The organism is Ochrobactrum vermis, from assembly GCF_002975205.1.
Classification (GTDB): domain Bacteria; phylum Pseudomonadota; class Alphaproteobacteria; order Rhizobiales; family Rhizobiaceae; genus Brucella; species Brucella vermis.
In genome coordinates this window covers 2583406-2603899 of sequence record NZ_PCOC01000001.1, presented here as the reverse complement: position 1 = coordinate 2603899, position 20494 = coordinate 2583406, and the positions used below count along the sequence as shown (strand labels likewise).

Here is a 20494-nt window from a genome sequence, read left to right as displayed (position 1 = left end):
TAACGGACATTCTTCTGCCGCGCAATTGCGTGGACGCAAGCACGGATGCCCGCAACGAATTACGGAAGGGGCATACCGTCCGGCTCGCCGGAAAAACATGCCCACGGGTGAAAGCTGCCGGTCGGCAGCTTGCCGGTATTAATTCGCGGCCGGTCGCTGCCTGCCGCTCTGGAGGCATGATGAACAAGGTTGAGCGGGATATAGCCAATTTGCCGGATACAACGGTTTCGGTGCGTGAAGTGTTCGGGATTGATTCCGACATGACGGTTCCGGCCTATGCGGCAGGCGATTCCTATGTGCCGGAGCTTGATCCGGATTATCTTTTCGACCGTCAGACGACGCTCGCGATCCTTGCAGGCTTTGCCTATAACCGTCGCGTGATGGTTTCCGGCTATCACGGCACCGGCAAGTCGACCCATATCGAGCAGGTCGCAGCCCGCCTCAACTGGCCTTGCGTCCGCGTCAACCTCGACAGCCATGTCAGCCGTATTGATCTCGTCGGCAAGGACGCCATCGTTGTGAAAGAGGGCGTGCAGGTCACCGAGTTCAAGGACGGTATCCTGCCTTGGGCCTATCAGCACAATGTGGCGCTGGTGTTCGATGAATATGATGCCGGGCGCCCGGATGTGATGTTCGTCATCCAGCGCGTTCTGGAATCCTCGGGCCGCCTGACCCTGCTCGATCAGAGCCGTGTCATCCGCCCGCACCCGGCCTTCCGTCTGTTCGCAACCGCCAACACCGTTGGCCTCGGCGACACGACCGGCCTCTATCATGGCACCCAGCAGATCAACCAGGCACAGATGGACCGCTGGTCCATCGTGACGACGCTGAACTATCTGCCGCACGACAATGAAGTGAACATCGTTCTTGCCAAGGCCAAGCATTATCAAAATGCCGAAGGCCGCGAGATCGTGAACAAGATGGTGCGTGTGGCCGACATGACCCGCCAGGCCTTCGTCAACGGTGATCTTTCCACCGTCATGAGCCCGCGTACGGTCATCACGTGGTCCGAAAATGCTGCGATCTTCAATGATGTCGGCTTTGCCTTCCGCCTGACCTTCCTCAATAAGTGCGACGAACTGGAACGCCCGATTGTGGCTGAGTTCTATCAGCGCGCTTTCGGCGTTGAACTGCCGGAATCGGCAGCCAATATCGTTCTCGCTTGATGCGGAAGAAGCCTGCCGCCTGATTATATCCGGCGGCAGAGCAATGTCTGATGCGGGGGCGGTCAGCTTCGCCCTTGCTTGAAAGCGAAGTCAGGATAGGCATATGTCGGGCCAGAAGTCAGCAATAGGCGATAATTCGCGCGAGCGTAAACCGGGACCGGTGGATTCCGAACCGTTCAAGCGCGCTCTAACGGCATGTGTTCGCGCCATTTCCGGTGAGCATGAGCTGGAGGTGGCGTTTACGAACGATCGCCCGGCATTGAGCGCCAATCGCGCCCGTCTTCCTGATCTGCCGAAGCGCCCGACCGCGCACGATATCGCAGTCACACGTGGCCTCGGCGATTCCATGGCGCTCCGTCAGGCGCGTCACAATCCGCGCATTCACGCGGCACTTGCCCCGGAAGGAAAGCAGGCACGCGCGATTTACGATGCTGTCGAGCAGGCGCGCGTGGAAGCCATCGGTGCCCGCGCCATGACAGGCATGGCGGATAACCTCACCACCATGCTGGCTGATAAATATAGCCGCGCCAATTTTTCAGCTGTTACCGCCAAGGAAGATGCGCCGCTCGAAGAAGCCGTATCGCTTCTGCTGCGCGAAAAGCTGACCGGGCGAGCTGCACCTGCGGAAGCCGGACAGGTGCTGGAACTGTGGCGCGACTGGATCGAGCAGAAGGCGGCCGCCGACATTGCGCGGCTTGGCGATAATCTCGACGACCAGCAGGCCTTTGCGCGTACGGTGCGCGACATGCTCGCCTCAATGGACATGGCGGAAGAGCTGTCGCAGGAAGAACCGAGCGACGACGAAGAGCAGAATGACGAGCAGACGCCGGATTCCGACGAGAACGAGGAAGGCGGCGACGAGAGCCAGGAAGGTTCCGATTCCGCCGAGAGCGAGGAATCCGACAGTTCGAGCGATGAAGGCGAGCAGGGCGAAATGGATGCCGCCGATGCTTCCGCCGATGAAATGGACGACAGCGACGATATCGATGCGGAAACGCCTGGCGATACACGCCGTCCAAACCAGCCTTTCGCGAATTTTTCCGAACATGTCGATTACAAGGTCTTCACGCGTGAGTTCGACGAAGAGGTCGAGGCGACCGATCTTTGCGACGAGGCGGAACTCGACCGCCTGCGCGGTTTCCTTGACAAGCAGCTTGCCAATCTGCAGGGCGTGGTAGGTCGTCTGGCCAACCGCCTGCAGCGCCGCCTGATGGCGCAGCAGAATCGCTCCTGGGATTTCGACCTGGAAGAGGGCTATCTCGATTCGGCCCGTCTTGTGCGCATCGTCATCGATCCGACGCAGTCGCTTTCCTACAAGCAGGAACGCGATACGGATTTCCGCGATACGGTCGTGACGCTGGTGCTGGATAATTCCGGCTCCATGCGCGGTCGTCCGATCACGGTTGCCGCAACCTGCGCGGATATTCTGGCCCGCACGCTGGAACGCTGTGGCGTGAAGGTGGAAATTCTGGGCTTTACCACCAAGGCCTGGAAGGGCGGTCAGTCACGCGAGGCGTGGCTTGGACGCGGCAAGCCGGCCAATCCGGGTCGTCTGAACGATCTGCGCCATATCGTCTACAAGAGCGCAGATGCGCCCTGGCGGCGTGCACGACGCAATCTGGGCCTGATGATGCGCGAAGGCCTGCTCAAGGAGAACATCGACGGCGAAGCGCTTATCTGGGCGCATCAGCGGCTGCTGGCTCGTCCCGAGCAGCGCAAGATCCTGATGATGATTTCGGATGGGGCGCCCGTCGACGACTCGACGCTTTCCGTCAATCCGGGCAATTATCTCGAGCGCCACCTGCGCGCCGTGATCGAAGAGATCGAAACGCGCTCTCCGGTGGAACTGATTGCCATCGGTATCGGCCATGATGTCACGCGCTATTATCAGCGCGCGGTAACAATTGTCGATGCGGAAGAGCTGGCTGGCGCCATGACGGAGCAACTTGCCTCGCTGTTCGAGGAACAGGGTTCTGCAGCCTCGGGTAAGGGCAGACGGCGAACCGGTCGGCGATAGAATATCAGTCAAAGAAAAGGGCGTTCTAAGTTTATTTTTTACGCATTTCCGAACGCAAAACCGTTTCACACTTTTGCTGGAAATGCGCTAAGCGCCCTTTTTCATGCCTTTTCCGCCGTTGTCCGGTTTGGCGCGTAAAGCGTCGGAGCAAAGACGGCGAGAACCGCGCCATAGGGGATCAGCATCAGCGTTCCCATGATGACCTTCACGAAGAAGTCACCGAAGGCGAGCGACGCCCAGAGCGGCACGCCGAGGCCGAGGAAGGATGCCGGTTCGGCAAGTGACGAATCAGGCATTCCAGTCAGCCTGTCGATCCACGCAAAACCCGCTGCAAAAGCAATCGAGAAGAACAGGATCGTATCCAGCACCGAGCCGAACATGGCGGCGGCAAAGGGAGCCTTCCACCAGGTCTTGCGACGCAGGCGGTCGAAGACGGTGATGTCCATCAGCTGTGCGAGAAGGAAGGCGGAACCGGAGGCAATCGCAATACGCGGGGTCGCGAGCCAGATCGACATGATGACGCCAAGCACGAAACCGGCATAGACGACTTTGCGCGCGGCAGCAGGGCCGAAGCGACGATTCGTCAGGTCATTGACGAGAAAGGCGACGGGATAGGTAAAGGCGCCGTAGGTCAGCACTTCACCAAGGCCGAAATGATGGAATGGATATTGGACAAGTATGTTCGACGCGGCAACCGCCACGCACATGGCCAGTATCGCAGGCACAAGCCGGGAATAAGAAGGTGTCTCGATTGACATTTTTTTATCCTGGGTGATGGAACCAGCAAAAAAGGCCGACAGAAGCCGGCCTTTTTTGTCGAAATGTTTGGCCGGAAGCTTAGGCAGCGACTGCTTCAGCCTGCTTCTTTGCGATCTGACGCTTCAGCAGGCGAGCGCGCTGCGACAGTTCCTTGTCGTCAGACTTGACGAGGAACGCATCGAGACCGCCGCGATGTTCAACCGAACGCAGGGCGTTGGCGGAAACGCGCAGACGATAGCTCTGGCCGAGTGCTTCGGAGATCAGCGTAACATTGCAGAGGTTCGGCAGAAAGCGGCGACGCGTCTTGTTGTTCGCGTGGCTGACATTGTTGCCGTACTGGACCGACTTGCCGGTCAATTCACAAGCGCGGGACATTTTGGTCTCACCTTTAATTACGTTCTTTTCAGGCCCCGACCCGAATGTCCGAATTCAAGCAATCAACGCAGTTTGATGCTGCTGGCGCGCGATCTCGGACAGGCGGCCTATTGGGAAAGTCGCGTTTCTATAGTGACAGCAGCCGTTGCAGTCAAGTGAGATTCCGTATCCATTGCGCAAAGACGCGGTTTTCCGGCTTTCGCACGGTCTTCACGAAAGCTTGCGATCATAACTTCGCCGGTTTTGCCTGCTGCACAGATACTGTATCGAAGAATCTCACGCAACTTTGTGGCGTTCCAATGTGGTTGAAAACCATCGTGGAGCTGCCGGACGAAAAACAAGTCGCAAGCTAGGATAAAGCGGATCTGCTTTGAGTTTTTGTCTTTACGCATGTCTCTATCGGAAAACCGGTTCCCGTTTTTCCGAGATGTGCTTTAGCGGAAGGAATGCGCGCATGATCGAACCGTCGCATAAGTTGAAGCCCGTCTGGCACCGGCTGGCGCATTATGGTGTGCTAGCCTGTGCAGGCCCAGCCTTTGCGGGCCCAGTCTTTGCGGCATTGATGATTGCGAGCGGATCGGCCAACGCCAATGATCTTTATCGGACCGAATACGATATCTCCATTTTCGGGCTTTCGATTGCGCGGTCCGCCATAGAAACCACGGTCAATGGCGCCAATTACAATCTCAACGGACGTTTTCTGACTTCCGGTCTGGCGCGGGTATTTGATAATACGGATGGAACCGTACACGTTACCGGCAGTGCCGTCAGCGGCAAGGTCGTGCCCAGGAGCTTCGATCTGGCCTATAAGCATGGCCGCAAGAACAAGAGCACCACAATCCGCTTCGCCAATGGCAATGTCGTCGCGGCGGAAAACCAGCCTCCGGTGAAAAAGCGCGATCCCTGGGTGGAAACATCGCCGCAGGATCTTCTCAATGTCAGCGACCCGCTGAGTGCATTGATGATACCGGCAAAGAACGGTCGGGCGGTCTGCGACCGTTCGCTGAGTGTGTTCGACGGCCAGATGCGTGCGGAGATCAAGCTTTCTTTCAACGGCACCGAATCATTCACAACAGACGGCTTTACCGGCGAATCGGTTATCTGCTCGGCAAAGTTCGTTCCGATTTCGGGGTATCAGAAGGGCAAGAAGGCCATCGATTATCTGAGCAATCGCAGCCGGATGACGATCTCCTTCGCATCGCTCGGCAATTCGGGCATCTACGCACCCGTTGTGGCGCGAATCGGCACGCGGATCGGTACGCTCAAGATCGAGGCCACCCGTTTTTCCAAGGTGAACTGACCGGCGGTCAGAATTCAATGTTTGGGATGTGCGCATTCCTCGTGATTGCCGAGAATCTCTATCACGCGGCACTGGTCGATCCGGCCATGGGCCGTACATTCCAGCATGCGCTGCAATTCGGTTTTAAGCGACAGCAGCTTTGTGATGCGGTGTTCCACATCGCTCAAGCGTGCGCGTGCAATAGCGTCGGCTGCTGCACATGACTGGTCGGGATTGTCCTGAAGATCGAGAAGGGTGCGGATGGCGTCCACCTCGAAACCCAGATCGCGTGCATGGCGAATGAAAAGCAGCCGTTGGACATCCTGCTGGTCGTAGAGACGACGATTGCCATCACTGCGTGGCGGTGAGGGCAGCAGGCCGATCTGCTCGTAGTAACGGATCGTCGGTACTTTGACGCCGCTCGCCTTCGACGCTTCGCCGATCGGTATATTTATGTTCATTTTCCGCTTGCTCCTCTAGTCACTAGAGGATGTAGACCTTGCTCAGGACAATTCAAGAGCGATCCTGAAAAGAGCAGATCATGACTGAAATATTGAACCAGATTCGCTTTCGCATCGATGGAATGGATTGCGCATCCTGTGCAGCCAAGATCGATACTGCCGTGCGGCGGGTGCGTGGTATCGAGGATGTGTCCGTCTCCGTCACGGCAGGGACGATGACTGTCAGTCACGATGGAACGGGCGATCTCGACAAGGTTGCGAGCAAGGTCCGCAGCCTCGGCTATGGCGTCGAACCGATTGCCCCGGAAAAACTCGCCAAAGAAAAAACTGTAGCGAAGCATGAGCATTCGCACGATCATTCTCACCATGACCATGACCATGACCATGACCATGACCATGACCATGACCATGACCATGACCATGACCACGACCACGACCATAGCGCGTGCGGTGGGCATCACGATCACCACGATCATGAAGTTCACGACAAGGTTGTTGCAGTAGCGGCCAACAATTTCCGCTTTCGGGTCGATGGAATGGATTGCGCATCCTGCGCGGCCAAGATCGATACTGCCGTGCGGCGGGTGTCGGGCGTGACGGATGTGTCCGTTTCCGTGACCAATGGGGCGATGACCGTCAATCATGACGGAACGGCGAAGAGCGACGAAATCGCCGGCAAGGTGACAGCGCTGGGCTACAAGACCACGCTTGCCGAAACGGCTCTCCCCGGTGCCGGTTCTGCACGGAAGACAGCGGCGCCTGCAAAGCCACTGCCGTGGTGGCGCTCGAAAAAAGGCCAGATGATGCTGGCCTGCGGCGGTGGGCTGGTCGCGGCCTATATTGTCGGGCATCTTTATCCGCCCGTCGCGCTCTGGGCCTTCACGGCTGCGATGCTGATCGGGCTCGTGCCGATTGCCAAGCGCGCCTATATGGCGGCCATCAACGGCACGCCGTTCTCCATCGAGATGTTGATGACGATCGCCGCCGTCGGCGCGATGTTCATCGGCGCGACCGAGGAAGCGGCAGCCGTCGTGTTTCTGTTTCTGGTTGGCGAGCTTCTGGAAGGCGTTGCTGCAGGAAAGGCACGTGCCAGCATTCAATCCCTGACCGCACTGGTGCCGAAGACAGCATTCCTTGAGAAAAATGGTGTGACCACCGAAGTTGCTGCCGACAGTCTGGCCGTCGGCGACGTGATTTCCGTGCGTCCCGGCGACCGTATGCCTGCCGACGGTGAAATCCTGACGGGCGAGAGCGCCGTCGATGAAGCGCCGGTCACCGGCGAAAGCACGCCGGTCGGGAAGGCTGAAGGCGACACGGTTTTTGCCGGTACGATCAATGGTGACGGTGTGTTGCGGGTCCGGGTCACCGCTGCTGCGCAGGACAACACCATCGCCCGCGTTGTGCGGCTGGTCGAGGAAGCGCAGGAAGCCAAGGCGCCGACCGAACGTTTCATCAATCGTTTCTCGACTTACTATACGCCGGGCGTTGTGGTTGTGGCAGCGCTGGTCGCCATTCTGCCGCCCCTTGTTGCGGGCGGCGACTGGAATGAATGGGTCTACAAGGGTCTTGCGATCCTTCTGATCGGCTGCCCTTGCGCGCTGGTCATATCCACGCCTGCCGCAATTGCAGCGGCTCTCTCGTCGGGCGCACGGCGCGGCCTTCTGATGAAGGGGGGCGCTGTGCTGGAAACCATCGGCAAGATCACTGCGGCCTGCTTCGACAAGACCGGTACGCTGACCGAAGGCAAGCCGAAGGTGACCGATGTTCTTGCAGGCGACCTGTCCGAGGATGAGGTGTTGCGTCTTGCTGCATCTCTGGATGCGGGCTCAAGCCATCCGCTGGCACTGGCGATTGTCGGTGCCGCCGAACAGCGTGAGCTGAAACTGTCCGCAATCACGCAGGGCAAGGCCCATGGCGGCAAGGGCGTGTCAGGTGCGGTTGGCGAAGTGGAGCTGTTTCTGGGTTCGCGCCGCGCCGCCAATGATATTGTGGCCATTCCGGATGCGCTGGCGAGCCGTATTGCGGCCTGCAACGATGAAGGCAAGACCGTTTCTGTCCTTGTCGCCAATGGCAAGATTGCCGGTGCAATCGCCATGCGTGATGAACCGCGCGCCGATGCCATTGCCGGTTTGCAGGAACTGAAAAGCGCCAATATTCGCACCGTCATGCTGACCGGTGACAATCGTCGCACAGCAGAAGCCATCGGGCGCGATCTCGGGATCGAAGTGCGGGCAGAGCTTCTGCCGGAAGACAAGCAGCGTATTGTCGGCGAGTTGCGTAATAAGGGCCTGATCGTCGCCAAGATCGGCGACGGCATCAACGATGCGCCAGCGCTTGCGGCTGCAGACGTCGGCATCGCCATGGGTGGCGGCACCGACGTGGCGCTGGAAACCGCCGATGCAGCCGTTCTGCACGGACGGGTTGGCGATGTCGCGGAAATGGTCGAGCTTTCCAAGCGAACCATGCGCAATATCCATCAGAACATTGCCATTGCACTTGGATTGAAAGTGGTCTTCCTCGTCACCACAGTGCTGGGCATCACCGGCCTCTGGCCCGCAATTCTGGCCGATACAGGCGCAACCGTTCTCGTGACGCTGAATGCTTTGCGGCTGTTGAGACAGCCAGTGCGATAAAACAAAAGAACCGGCGAAATCGCCGGTTCGTCTCTCTTGCTTCGTGATGCGTTACTCGCCGATCAGAACACGGATACGCTCGCTATATTGCTTGCCGAAGGCGAGATGTTCGGGATTGATGTCCTTTAACTCGTCCACAAGCTGCGGCTCACTCTCGGCGTCAGCGGCTGCAAGACTGCTCATCAGGGCAAAATAGCCGAGAATATAATCGCTGGGTGTTATGTTCTGGGTCTTGAGCACTTCCACCACCTGCGGACGGGTTTCGATGCTCTTCACCATCTTGTCGAAGGATGGCGTGGCATCTTGTCCTTCTTCTTCGGTCGCGGAAAGTTCCATGCCGCCCAACTGTTCCTGCACTTTTTCCATGCGGGACAGAAAATCTTCGCTCAGCTTGAAATTGTTGATTTCGGCAGGCGTTTGCTTCGGCGCGACATCGAGCAGGTCGTCGGCAAACGCGACGCCTGTGGAAACGGGCAGGGCGATAAGGGAAAGGCCGAGGAAAACGGCGCAGCCTGCAATCTTGAAACGGGAAAACACCGTCATTCTTCTATCCTCGAACTGTGGAACGATTCGCCGGCTAAAGTACCACATGTCAGAACATATCCTTGCGCTTGCGTATTTCGGCGAACACGGCTTCATCAGGTGCATCCTGCAGGCCGAGGCGGCTGCGAATACCGGCATCATGCCAGCGCAGGAAGGGATTTGTCGCCATTTCAAGTGCAATGCTTGACGGCAATGTCATGCGGTCGGCAGCACGAAGCCGCGCAATCTCGGTGGCGCGCTCCTTGAGAGCGGAATTGGCCGGGTCGATGGTGAGCGCAAAGCGGGCATTGCTTTCGGTATATTCATGACCGCAATAAACCGCCGTGTCACCGGGAAGCGCAATCAGCTTTTGCAGCGACTGGAACATGGTAAGCGGCGTTCCCTCGAAAAGCCGACCGCAGCCGAGTGCGAAAAGCGTATCGCCCGTGAAGACGACTTTCGCATCGGGAAGATAATAGGAAATTTCGCCCGCCGTATGGCCCGGTGTTGCGATGGCTTTCACCCGGAAGAGACCAAAGGTGAATTCGTCGCCATCCTTCACGCTACGGTCGATGCCGGGAATTTTTGCTTCTTCCGCCTTGGGGCCGATGATGCTGACCGCGTATTTCGCCTTTAGCGCTTCATTGCCCTCGACATGGTCGAGATGGTGATGCGTGGTGAAGATGAAATCGAGCGTCCAGCCACGCCGTTTCAGCGCCGCTTCGACAGCGGCTGCATCGGGCGCATCGATGGATGCTGTCAGTGCACTTTGCGGGTCGTGGATCAGAACGCCATAATTGTCGCTGCGGCAGATGAACTGTTCGATTTCAAGCCTTGGGGCGATCCCGTTCATGGCGTCCTTCCTCCTAAAGCGTGTCGCATTGTCCGACGCAAAACCGTTTCACACTTTTGCTGGAAATGCTCGATTATGATGCGGTCTTGTTGTCTTCCGTCAGTGAATGCTTCTGGATAAGCGGCATTTGTAAAAGCGTGAAGACAATGGTGATGGGCATAATGCCCCACACCTTGAACGATACCCATGCATCGGTCGAGAAGTTCCGCCAGACAACCTCGTTGACCACAGCGAGGAAGATGAAGAACAGACCCCAGCGCAGTGTCAGTTTTCGCCAGCCTTCGGCATCGAGACGGAAGGCCGAATCGAACACATAACCAAGCAGGGATTTACCGAAGAAAAGTCCGCCGAGCAGGATAGCGCCGAACAGCGTGTTGACGATGGTGGGCTTCATCTTGATGAAGGTATCGTTGTGCAGCCAGAGTGTCAGTGCTCCGAACACCAGCACGACGATGCCGGAGACAAGCGGCATGATAGGCAGCGTGCGCGTCATCACCCATGAAATGACGAGCGCGATCACGGTCGCGGCCATGAACAGGGCCGTTGCCAGAAAGATCGGTGCGCCGATGGAAGCCAGCACCGGAAAACGCTCGATCAGCATTTCACCGCGCGCATTGGCAAAGAAGAAGACAAGAAGTGGTCCGAGCTCCAGCACCAGCTTGAGCAGCGGCGGGACCTCCTTGCGTTCAGCTTCGCTTTTCTGTGACGGATCGCGTTCGAAAACGGGATGCTCCATCAGGCAACTCCTGCGATGGCGCGGGCAAAATCCTTGGCCGCAAAGGGTTCCAGATCGTCGACACCTTCGCCGACACCGATGAAATAGATCGGCAGTTTATGCTTGGCCGAAATTGCTACCAGAATGCCGCCGCGTGCGGTTCCGTCAAGCTTGGTCATGACCAGACCGTTGACGCCGGCAATATTCTTGAAAATTTCGACCTGATTGAGCGCGTTCTGGCCGGTGGTTGCATCGAGCGTCTGAAGCACCGTATGCGGCGCTTCCGGGTCATGCTTGCCCAGCACGCGCACGATCTTGGCCAGTTCTTCCATCAGTTCGGCCTTGTTCTGCAAACGGCCAGCGGTATCGATGATGAGAACGTCGCTTCCCGCTTCCTTGGCCTTTTCCCATGCATCATAGGCAAGCCCCGCCGCATCGGCGCCGAGCTTGGAGGAAACGACCGGTGAGCCGGTGCGTTCGCCCCAGATGTGCAGCTGCTCGATAGCGGCCGCGCGGAAAGTGTCGCCCGCCGCCAGCATGACCTTGAGGCCGCCCGCGGTCAGTTTTGCGGCCAGCTTGCCGATGGTCGTGGTCTTGCCGGTGCCGTTGACGCCGACAACCAGAATGACATGCGGCTTGTGTGACAGATCAAGCTCCAGCGGCTTTGCCACGGGGCCGAGAACCTTTTCGATTTCCGCGCCCATGATGGTGCGCACTTCCTCGCCGGTCACGTCCTTGCCGTAGCGACCGGACGACAGCGCATCGGTTACGCGCATGGCGGTTTCAAGCCCGAGGTCGGCCTGGATCAGCACATCTTCGAGATCCTGCAGCGTATCGTCATCAAGTTTGCGCTTGGTGAAAATGCCGCCGATGGATTCGCTGAGCGAATTCGATGAACGCAGCAAACCGCGACGCAGGCGCTCGAACCAGGAAAGCTTTGGTTCAGGCACTGCTTCAACCGGTGCTTCGTCCTCGTGTTCTTCAACGGCCTTGGCGACCTTGACTTTTTTGGGCTTCACCGGCTCTGGCTGGGGCGCGGGTTCGACCGCTTCCTCTACAACCGATGCATCGGGAGCTTTTGCGACTTCAGGCTGTTCAGGTTCAGCAACAGGTTCGGGCTCTGGCTCAACGACAGGCTCTGGCGCAGATGCTTCAACCGCGACTGGTTCCATCACCGGAGGCTGTTCAATCGGGATTTCAATCTCGGCAACCGGATGCTCCGGTTCTGCCTTTTCGTCCTCAACCGTTTCAGCCGCAGGCTCTTCAATCGGCTCAGGCTCGTTGGCGATCACTGGCGCTTCCGGTTCGGAAATGACCACTTCAACGACGGCTGTTTCTGCTTCTTCGGGCGTTTCGACGGTTTCAGGAAACTGCGTTTCTAAAGCCGTTTCCACAGCATCGGGAGCCGGTTGTTCGACCGGTTTTTCCTCGACCTCCTTCTTGCCGAAGGAGAACATTTTCTTGATGAAACCCATTGCCATGAAATCTGATGCCCTTAAGCTTTAAGCCGCTTGCGGCTCTACCTGACGGGTGAGGAGTTTTTCACCGTCATGGCCTGTCACGATACGTTCGATGATTTCGCCCGGTGCACCGCCGTCCACCGATGCCAGCGTAAAGCCCTCCGTGCGCGCAATGCCTTCCTTCTCGATCAACAGGCGTTGCACAGTGCCGTTGAGAGAAGCGAGGTGCTTTTCATAAGCGCGGTCGCCAACGGCACGCAAACGCGCTGCACGTTCCTTGACGATTTCGCGCCGCACCTGCGGCATGCGGGCGGCGGGGGTGCCTTCGCGTGCGCTGTAGGGGAAGACGTGGAGGTGGGACAGGCCGCATTCCTCGACGATCTTCATCGAATTTGCGAACATCTCTTCTGTTTCGGTCGGGAAACCGGCGATGATGTCCGCGCCGAACACGATATCGGGGCGCAGCGACCGAACCGCTTCGCAGAAACGGATCGAATCGTCGCGCAGATGGCGGCGCTTCATACGCTTCAGGATCATGTCGTCGCCCGCCTGGAGCGACAGATGCAAATGCGGCATCAGGCGCTTTTCATTGGCAATCGCATCCATCAGATCGTCATCGGCCTCGATGGAATCGATGGAGGAAAGACGCAGGCGCTGCAGATCCGGCACCTGGTTGAGAACGGTCTTCACCAGCTTGCCGAGACGCAGGCTTCCCGGAAGATCGGGACCGTAGGAGGTCATGTCCACGCCGGTCAGCACCACTTCGGCATAACCGTTGCCGACAAGGCGCTTGACCTGATCCACCACCGCGCCCATCGGAACGGAGCGGGAGTTACCACGACCATAGGGAATGATGCAGAAGGTGCAGCGATGATCGCAGCCGTTCTGTACCTGCACGAAAGCACGCGCGCGGCCTTCGATGGCATCGACCATATGGCTTGCGGTTTCGCGCACTTCCATAATGTCGTTGACGCGGACCTTTTCGAACTGGTTGACGCCGAAATCCGGCAGCATTCGGTAGGAATTGGATTTCAGTTTTTCCTCATTGCCGAGAATGAGATCGACTTCGTCCATGGCGGCAAAATTGTCCGCTTCGGTCTGCGCGGCGCAGCCGGTGACGATGATGCGCGCTTCCGGGTTTTCACGGCGTGCCTTGCGGATCGCCTGACGCGCCTGGCGCACAGCTTCCGCCGTCACGGCGCACGTGTTGAAGATGATCGCGCCATCCTTCAATTCACCAAGTCCCGCGGCATCGGCTTCGCGTTTCATCACCTCTGATTCATAGGTGTTGAGACGGCATCCGAATGTTACGACTTCCACCGTCATCAGGCTGCACCCTTGTCATTTTGGGCGTCGCGGTTCCATTCGCCGGTAGCGGGATCGAAAGTGCCTGAGAACTCCCACTCGGCGGGGCCGGTCATCATGACGTGATCGTCGTCGCGCCACTCGATCCTGAGCGGGCCGCCGGGAACATTGACGGTAACCGTGCGTCCGGTGCGGCGCGTGCGCACTGCCGAGACGGCGGCGGCACAGGCGGCGGAACCGCAGGCGCGGGTGAGACCCGCACCGCGCTCCCATGTGCGCAGATCGATTGTCTCGGGCGAAGTGACACGGGCAATGGAGATATTGGCGCGCTCAGGAAAGATCGGATGATGCTCCAGAAGCGGTCCGAATTTTTCCAGCTCATAGGACCGGACATCGCGGTCGACCCAGAAGATTGCATGCGGATTGCCCATGGACGCAACCGACGGCGAATGCAGCACTGGTGCGTCGATGGGGCCGACCTGCAGTTCGATCATGCGTGTATCGCGAAATTCTTCGGCAAGCGGAATATCCTGCCAGTCGAAGCGTGGCTTGCCCATATCGACGGAAATCAGGCCGTCTTCGTGTTCGGTCGCGGTCAGAATTCCGGCGCGGGTTTCAAAGGTGAAATCCTGCCTGCCTGTCTCGGCGGCCAGCGCCTGCACGACGCAGCGTGTACCATTGCCGCAAGCCTGCGCTTCGGTGCCGTCGCAATTGATGATCGCTATATAGTTGTCGGTTCCCACTGTACGCGGATCGTGAATCGCCATGATCTGATCGAAGGCGGTCTCGCTGTCGCCTGCAAGACGGATCGCAGCTTCAGGCGTAATCCGATCGGCGCGGCCGCGCATGTCGGCAACGATGATCTGATTGCCAAGCCCGTTCATCTTGGCGAAGGCTGCCCTGGTGGCCATAACTATCGTGGTTCCGTTTTCCTGTGGCTTTGGTCGATAAAGCCTATGGGACAATTAGCGTCTATATGGCGGAAAAGCCCGCAAATTGCCAGTACCCGCATCAGATTGCGAAAAGTTGCGGTGCAGATGTTCTTTCAGAACAGGCGGCAATATCGGGGAAACTGTGGCCTTCCTGTCCCAGTTTCAAGATTATTAAGCGGTTTCAAGCATTCTTGAAGAGTTTGGGAGGCAAAAATGACAGGTGCCGGTGTTGCTTTTTTAACCATATAGCCATTTTATCGGTCCAATATTGTCACAATGCAGGGCTTCGGTAGGGAGCCCGGGGCATCCCCACCCCTGATGAGAAATGCGGAAATGGAGAACCTGATGGGAATTTCGAAAGCAAGTCTGCTCGGCCTCGCGGCAGCTGGCATTGTCCTGGCCGGTTGCCAGAGCTCGCGGTTCGGCAATCTCGACACGGTTTCGCCACCGCCGCCACCGCCGCCGGTCAATGCCGCTCCGGCAGGTGCGGTGCAGAAGGGCAACCTTAATTCGCCCAATGCTTCGCAGTTCCCGACTGCTCCGACCACGGACCCGAATGCACAGCCCGGCACGCAGGTTGCAAGCTTGCCGCCGGCATCAGCGCCGGACCTGACGCCAGGCTCCGTCGCCGGTGTATGGAATGCATCGCTCGGCGGACAGAGCTGCAAGATAGCGACGCCACAGACCAAATATGGTCAAGGTTTCCGCGCCGGTCCGCTGCGCTGCCCGGGTGAACTGGGCAATCTTGCTTCCTGGGCTGTCAACGGCAAGCAGCTCGTTCTCTATGATGCGAATGGCGGTACTGTCGCTTCGCTCTATTCTTCGGGACAGAGCCGCTTCGACGGACAGACTTCCGGCGGTCAGGCCGTGTCGCTTTCGCGCTAAGACATTCTTTCGCTTAAAGACAGGCGGATCATCGCGAGATGGTCCGCCGTTTTTGCAATTGAAAGGTTGAACGGAAGCAATCATGTCTTTCGACGGTAATTTGAAGGCGTTTCCCTCCCTTCGCGAACATTATGATGCAATGGTCGCGGCGGGTGATGTGGAAGCCGACCCAGCTCAACTCGAACTCACCGACCGTTACGACCGGCTGATCGAGGAAATCTGCACCAAACGCCTGTCACGTAAATCGAGCGCGCTCGGCTGGCTGTTCGGCAAGCGCAAGGAAGCATCGAGCGTCATCAAGGGGCTTTACGTGCACGGCGAGGTCGGGCGCGGCAAGACCATGCTGATGGATATGTTCTTTTCGCTGCTGCCGGTGGAACGCAAGCGCCGCGCCCATTTCAACGACTTCATGGTTGATGTGCATGATCGCATTTATGCGCATCGTCAGGCGCATAAGCGCGGCGAGACCAAGCAGGACGATCCGATCCCGCCGGTAGCCGATGCCTTGAGCCAGCAGGCGTGGGTTCTGTGTTTCGACGAATTCACCGTGACGGATATCGCCGATGCGATGATCCTGTCGCGCCTGTTCAGCGCGTTGTTTGCGCGTGGGGTTGTGCTGGTGGCGACATCCAACGTTGCGCCGGACAATCTTTATCGCGATGGCCTGAACCGGCAGCTCTTCCTGCCCTTCATCGATATCCTCAAGCAGCATGTCGATGTGATCAACCTCGATTCGCGCACTGATTACCGCCTCGAAAAACTCGACCGCCAGCCGGTCTATCTGTCACCGCTGGGTGCCGAGACCACCAAGCGCATGGATGCGGCCTGGGCGGCGCAAAAGGACGGCGCGCACGAAAAGCCGGACGTGATCCGCATCAAGGGGCGCGACATCGAGGTTGCCCGCGCCGCGCATGGTGCTGCGCGCTTCACTTTCGATGCACTCTGTTCAAAACCGCTTGGTGCCTCGGACTATATCGCCATCGTCAAGCACTATCCGACGCTGTTCATCGACGATGTACCGGTGCTGGACTATTCGCGCCGCAATGAGGCCAAACGATTCATTCTGCTGGTTGACGTGCTTTACGATCATCACGCGCGGGTGTTCATTTCCGCCGAAGCCCAGCCTGAAAAGCTCTATCTCGCGAGCAAGGGCACGGAGGCGTTCGAGTTCGACCGCACCGCTTCCCGCCTTTTCGAGATGCAGAGCGCGGACTATCTGGCCGAGCCGCCCGGCAAGGCCGGATAGATCACATATCGCCCTGCCCCATCATCAGGCCGCCCATCATCAGACTGCCCCGTCATTAGATTGGCATAGACTGGACTTATAAGCCCGGTGGGCTATGTTGCTCACGCAATTCATGCGGCAGGCTTGGCGCGTTCGCGCCGGGTTTTGCTGAAGCATCTGACAAAAGCCGGCCCAAAAACCGGCCAGGAACCAGATTGAAGTCGGGACTGGTTTTAAACCGGTGCGCGACGTTGTTGGAATTGACAGCTTGCCGACCGCTCCTTCACCGCTTCGTCGGGGATGGTTTGCGGCGGTAGGGAGGGGTGGTTTTGCCTTGATATTGACAAATTATCTTACGTTTACGTAAGAACAGATAATTCTAACCGATTGAAAACATTAGTCGCAAAATAATGAGTTGAGTTTATCGCCAAAGAGTCCTATCTCGCAGTTCCAACGCTTGAGCGTTTCCGGGGAGGTTTCCGGATGGCTTGATGCGTTTCTGGATCAAAAGTGAGGAAAGAAACAATCATGGCACGCAACAAGATTGCCCTCATCGGCTCCGGCATGATCGGCGGCACGCTCGCCCATCTGGCTGGTCTGAAGGAACTCGGCGACGTCGTCCTTTTCGACATTGCGGAAGGCACCCCGCAGGGTAAGGGACTGGATATCGCCGAATCTTCTCCGGTTGACGGTTTTGATGCGAAGTACACCGGCGCCAATGACTACGCCGCAATCGAAGGCGCAGACGTTGTCATCGTGACCGCAGGCGTGCCGCGCAAGCCGGGCATGAGCCGCGACGACCTTCTGGGCATCAATCTCAAGGTGATGGAACAGGTTGGCGCAGGCATCAAGAAATATGCGCCTGAAGCTTTCGTGATCTGCATCACCAATCCGCTGGACGCCATGGTCTGGGCGCTGCAGAAGTTCTCCGGTCTTCCGGCGCACAAGGTCGTCGGCATGGCTGGCGTTCTCGACAGCGCCCGCTTCCGTTATTTCCTCTCGGAAGAATTCAACGTTTCGGTTGAAGACGTCACGGCATTTGTGCTCGGCGGCCACGGCGATAGCATGGTTCCGCTGGCCCGTTATTCGACCGTTGCCGGTATTCCGCTGCCCGACCTCGTCAAGATGGGCTGGACCAGCCAGGAAAAGCTCGACAAGATCATCCAGCGCACCCGTGACGGCGGCGCGGAAATCGTCGGCCTGCTCAAGACCGGTTCGGCTTTCTACGCTCCGGCAGCTTCGGCCATCCAGATGGCTGAATCCTACCTCAAGGACAAGAAGCGCGTTCTGCCAGTGGCAGCACAGCTGACTGGCCAGTATGGCGTCAAGGACATGTATGTCGGCGTGCCGACCGTGATCGGTGCCAACGGCGTCGAGCGCATCATTGAAATCGATCTCGACAAGGACGAAAAGGCCGAGTTCGAAAAGTCGGTCGCATCTGTTGCCGGTCTTTGCGAAGCCTGCATCGGTATCGCTCCGTCGCTGAAGTAAAATTCCAGACAAGGCCGGATTGCCGCCTGCGGGCGGCTCCGGCCTTTTCCGGCTGTCAATCCGTACCGGTTCCGTTCAATACCATTTGCGACGGACCGGGAATCCGCAGAGGACAACCAGATGAATATTCACGAATACCAGGCCAAGCGCCTGCTTCACACCTTCGGCGCACCGATCGCCAATGGTGTGGCTGTCTATTCCGTCGAACAGGCGGAAGAATGGGCAAAGACGCTTCCAGGCCCGCTTTATGTCGTCAAGAGCCAGATCCATGCTGGCGGACGCGGCAAGGGCAAGTTCAAGGAACTGCCAGCCGATGCAAAAGGCGGCGTGCGCCTCGCCAAGTCTGTCGAGGAAGTGGTTGCTCATGCGAAGGAAATGCTTGGGCATACGCTTGTAACCAAGCAGACCGGTGAAGCTGGCAAGCAGGTCAACCGTCTCTACATCGAAGACGGCGCCGACATCGATCGCGAGCTTTATCTCTCGATCCTGATCGACCGCACCGTTGGCCGTCCTGCTTTCGTCGTTTCGACCGAAGGCGGCATGGACATCGAAGCTGTTGCTGAAGAAACTCCAGAGAAGATCATCACCGTTGCTATCGATCCTGCCAAGGGCGTGACCGATGAAGACGCTAACAAGCTCGCCGATGCGCTGAAGCTTGAAGGTGCGGCACGTGAAGACGGCCTGAAGCTGTTCCCGATCCTCTACAAGGCCTTCACCGAGAAGGACATGAGCCTTCTGGAAATCAACCCGCTGATCGTCATGACCGATGGCCGCGTGCGCGTTCTCGATGCCAAGGTATCGTTCGACGGCAATGCACTGTTCCGTCATCCTGACATTCAGGAACTGCGCGATCTGTCGGAAGAAGATGAAAAGGAAATCGAAGCTTCCAAGCACGATCTCGCTTACGTCGCTCTCGACGGTAACATTGGCTGCATGGTCAACGGCGCTGGTCTTGCCATGGCAACCATGGACATCATCAAGCTCTACGGTGCAGAACCTGCCAACTTCCTCGACGTTGGTGGCGGCGCTACCAAGGAGAAGGTGACGGCTGCGTTCAAGATCATCACCGCTGATCCGGCTGTCCAGGGCATTCTGGTCAACATCTTCGGCGGCATCATGAAGTGCGACGTCATTGCCGAAGGCGTGATCGCTGCGGTCAAGGAAGTCGGCCTCAAGGTTCCTCTGGTTGTCCGTCTTGAAGGCACCAATGTGGAACTCGGCAAGAAGATCATCAACGAGAGCGGCCTGAACGTCATTTCGGCCGACGATCTCGACGATGCGGCGCAGAAGATCGTCGCTGCAGTGAAGGGGAATTGAGGCATGTCCATTCTCGTTAACAAGGACACCAAGGTTCTCGTACAGGGCCTGACCGGCAAGACCGGTACTTTCCACACCGAACAGGCACTTGCCTATTATGGCACGCAGATGGTCGGCGGTATCCATCCGAAGAAGGGTGGCGAAACCTGGGAAGGTGCCAAGGGCGAAAAGCTCCCGATCTTCGCAACCGTTGCCGAAGCCAAGGAACGCACGGGCGCCGACGCTTCCGTGATCTACGTTCCGCCAGCAGGTGCTGCCGACGCGATCATCGAAGCCATCGAGGCTGAGGTTCCGTTCATCGTCTGCATCACCGAAGGCATTCCGGTTCTGGACATGGTCCGCGTCAAGGAGCGTCTGGAACGTTCGAAGTCGCGCCTGCTCGGACCGAACTGCCCAGGCATCCTGACCCCTGAAGAATGCAAGATCGGCATCATGCCGGGCAATATCTTCAAGAAGGGTTCGGTGGGTGTTGTTTCCCGCTCCGGCACGCTTACCTATGAAGCAGTGTTCCAGACCTCGAACGAGGGCCTCGGCCAGACCACTGCTGTCGGTATCGGCGGCGATCCGGTCAAGGGCACCGAGTTCATCGACGTCCTGGAAATGTTCCTGGCTGACGACGAAACCAAGTCGATTGTCATGATCGGCGAAATCGGCGGTTCGGCTGAAGAAGATGCGGCGCAGTTCCTCAAGGATGAAGCCAAGCGCGGCCGCAAGAAGCCAATGGTCGGCTTCATCGCTGGCCGTACGGCGCCTGCCGGACGTACCATGGGCCATGCTGGCGCCGTGATCTCCGGCGGCAAGGGCGGCGCGGAAGACAAGATTGCAGCCATGGAATCGGCTGGCATTCGCGTGTCGCCGTCGCCTGCGCAGCTCGGCAAGACGCTGGTCGAAGTCCTCAAGGGCTGAGATCGCGGATCGGTCTGAATATCCCGGCGGCGGCGAAAGCCGCTGCCGGGTTTAGCATAACAGCGGGTCATACGATCCGGCTTGGAGGAGCGGATATCCGTTCCGACGCGTAGAGTTTAGTTTTGCCGGGGTCTGTTGTGGTTCCTCCCCGGCGGCGTGAGGGATGAAGGTTTCGGTATCGAACTTCCGGCCC

18 protein-coding genes are annotated in these 20494 nt (G+C 58.2%); 9 read left to right on the top strand and 9 right to left on the bottom strand.

Translation table 11 applies throughout. From position 1 onward, the window contains the following. Positions 1–179: 179 nt before the first annotated feature. Together cobS and cobT are read left to right on the top strand one after the other, a co-directional pair. Positions 180–1166 (top strand): cobaltochelatase subunit CobS, encoded by a 987-nt coding sequence (gene cobS, locus CQZ93_RS12910; RefSeq protein WP_105543305.1) that lies wholly within the window; start codon positions 180–182, stop codon positions 1164–1166. Between the two features lie 103 nt (positions 1167–1269). Next, on the top strand, positions 1270–3183 hold the full coding sequence (gene cobT / locus CQZ93_RS12905; RefSeq protein ID WP_105542900.1) for a cobaltochelatase subunit CobT: 1914 nt from the start codon (positions 1270–1272) through the stop codon (positions 3181–3183). A gap of 101 nt (positions 3184–3284) precedes the next feature. On the opposite strand, the gene CQZ93_RS12900 is transcribed toward cobT, so the two are convergent. Both CQZ93_RS12900 and rpmB read right to left on the bottom strand, forming a co-directional pair. Further along, a complete protein-coding gene (locus CQZ93_RS12900; RefSeq protein ID WP_105542899.1) occupies positions 3285–3941 on the bottom strand; it encodes a queuosine precursor transporter in 657 nt (218 codons plus the stop codon). Positions 3942–4020: 79 nt separating this feature from the next. Further along, positions 4021–4317: a 50S ribosomal protein L28 gene (gene rpmB / locus CQZ93_RS12895; RefSeq protein WP_078337585.1), complete on the bottom strand. Its 297-nt coding sequence runs from the start codon at positions 4315–4317 to the stop codon at positions 4021–4023. Positions 4318–4771: 454 nt separating this feature from the next. On the opposite strand from rpmB, the gene CQZ93_RS12885 reads away from it, so the two are divergent. Beyond that, positions 4772–5617 carry a DUF3108 domain-containing protein gene (locus CQZ93_RS12885; RefSeq protein WP_105542897.1) on the top strand — a complete coding sequence of 282 codons (846 nt, stop codon included), beginning with the start codon at positions 4772–4774 and terminating at the stop codon, positions 5615–5617. A gap of 14 nt (positions 5618–5631) precedes the next feature. Here CQZ93_RS12885 and CQZ93_RS12880 read toward each other — a convergent pair whose 3' ends face one another. Then, positions 5632–6057 (bottom strand): MerR family transcriptional regulator, encoded by a 426-nt coding sequence (locus CQZ93_RS12880; protein WP_105542896.1) that lies wholly within the window; start codon positions 6055–6057, stop codon positions 5632–5634. An 80-nt stretch (positions 6058–6137) separates the two neighbouring features. Here CQZ93_RS12880 and CQZ93_RS12875 point away from each other — a divergent pair, with 80 nt between their 5' ends. Next, positions 6138–8690 (top strand): heavy metal translocating P-type ATPase, encoded by a 2553-nt coding sequence (locus tag CQZ93_RS12875; RefSeq protein WP_105542895.1) that lies wholly within the window; start codon positions 6138–6140, stop codon positions 8688–8690. A gap of 51 nt (positions 8691–8741) precedes the next feature. On the opposite strand, the gene CQZ93_RS12870 is transcribed toward CQZ93_RS12875, so the two are convergent. The 6 genes from CQZ93_RS12870 to dapF all read right to left on the bottom strand — a co-directional run bounded on the left by CQZ93_RS12870 (position 8742) and on the right by dapF (position 14456). Then, positions 8742–9233, bottom strand: coding sequence for a hypothetical protein (locus CQZ93_RS12870; RefSeq protein ID WP_105542894.1), 492 nt, complete (start codon positions 9231–9233; stop codon positions 8742–8744). Positions 9234–9282: 49 nt separating this feature from the next. After that, positions 9283–10065 carry a hydroxyacylglutathione hydrolase gene (gene gloB / locus CQZ93_RS12865; protein ID WP_105542893.1) on the bottom strand — a complete coding sequence of 261 codons (783 nt, stop codon included), beginning with the start codon at positions 10063–10065 and terminating at the stop codon, positions 9283–9285. 73 nt (positions 10066–10138) lie between these two features. After that, complete coding sequence (locus CQZ93_RS12860; RefSeq protein ID WP_105542892.1) at positions 10139–10801, bottom strand: septation protein A; 663 nt, start codon at positions 10799–10801, stop codon at positions 10139–10141. Continuing rightward, positions 10801–12261, bottom strand: coding sequence for a signal recognition particle-docking protein FtsY (ftsY, locus tag CQZ93_RS12855; protein ID WP_105542891.1), 1461 nt, complete (start codon positions 12259–12261; stop codon positions 10801–10803). Before ftsY ends, CQZ93_RS12860 begins: the two co-directional genes overlap by 1 nt. Before the next feature lie 21 nt (positions 12262–12282). Beyond that, complete coding sequence (gene mtaB / locus CQZ93_RS12850) at positions 12283–13566, bottom strand: tRNA (N(6)-L-threonylcarbamoyladenosine(37)-C(2))-methylthiotransferase MtaB (RefSeq protein WP_105542890.1); 1284 nt, start codon at positions 13564–13566, stop codon at positions 12283–12285. Next, positions 13566–14456, bottom strand: coding sequence for a diaminopimelate epimerase (dapF, locus tag CQZ93_RS12845; protein ID WP_105542889.1), 891 nt, complete (start codon positions 14454–14456; stop codon positions 13566–13568). The genes mtaB and dapF overlap by 1 nt, the downstream gene beginning before the upstream one ends. A gap of 366 nt (positions 14457–14822) precedes the next feature. On the opposite strand from dapF, the gene CQZ93_RS12840 reads away from it, so the two are divergent. From CQZ93_RS12840 to sucD, 5 genes are all read left to right on the top strand, one after another. Then, on the top strand, positions 14823–15362 hold the full coding sequence (locus CQZ93_RS12840; protein ID WP_105543304.1) for a protease inhibitor Inh/omp19 family protein: 540 nt from the start codon (positions 14823–14825) through the stop codon (positions 15360–15362). 82 nt (positions 15363–15444) lie between these two features. Then, complete coding sequence (gene zapE, locus CQZ93_RS12835) at positions 15445–16608, top strand: cell division protein ZapE (RefSeq protein ID WP_105542888.1); 1164 nt, start codon at positions 15445–15447, stop codon at positions 16606–16608. Positions 16609–17115: 507 nt separating this feature from the next. Beyond that, complete coding sequence (gene mdh / locus CQZ93_RS12830) at positions 17116–18078, top strand: malate dehydrogenase (protein WP_105542887.1); 963 nt, start codon at positions 17116–17118, stop codon at positions 18076–18078. Between the two features lie 120 nt (positions 18079–18198). Further along, positions 18199–19395: an ADP-forming succinate--CoA ligase subunit beta gene (sucC, locus tag CQZ93_RS12825; RefSeq protein ID WP_105542886.1), complete on the top strand. Its 1197-nt coding sequence runs from the start codon at positions 18199–18201 to the stop codon at positions 19393–19395. Positions 19396–19398: 3 nt separating this feature from the next. Beyond that, on the top strand, positions 19399–20301 hold the full coding sequence (gene sucD, locus CQZ93_RS12820) for a succinate--CoA ligase subunit alpha (protein WP_105542885.1): 903 nt from the start codon (positions 19399–19401) through the stop codon (positions 20299–20301). The last annotated feature ends 193 nt before the right edge of the window (positions 20302–20494 follow it).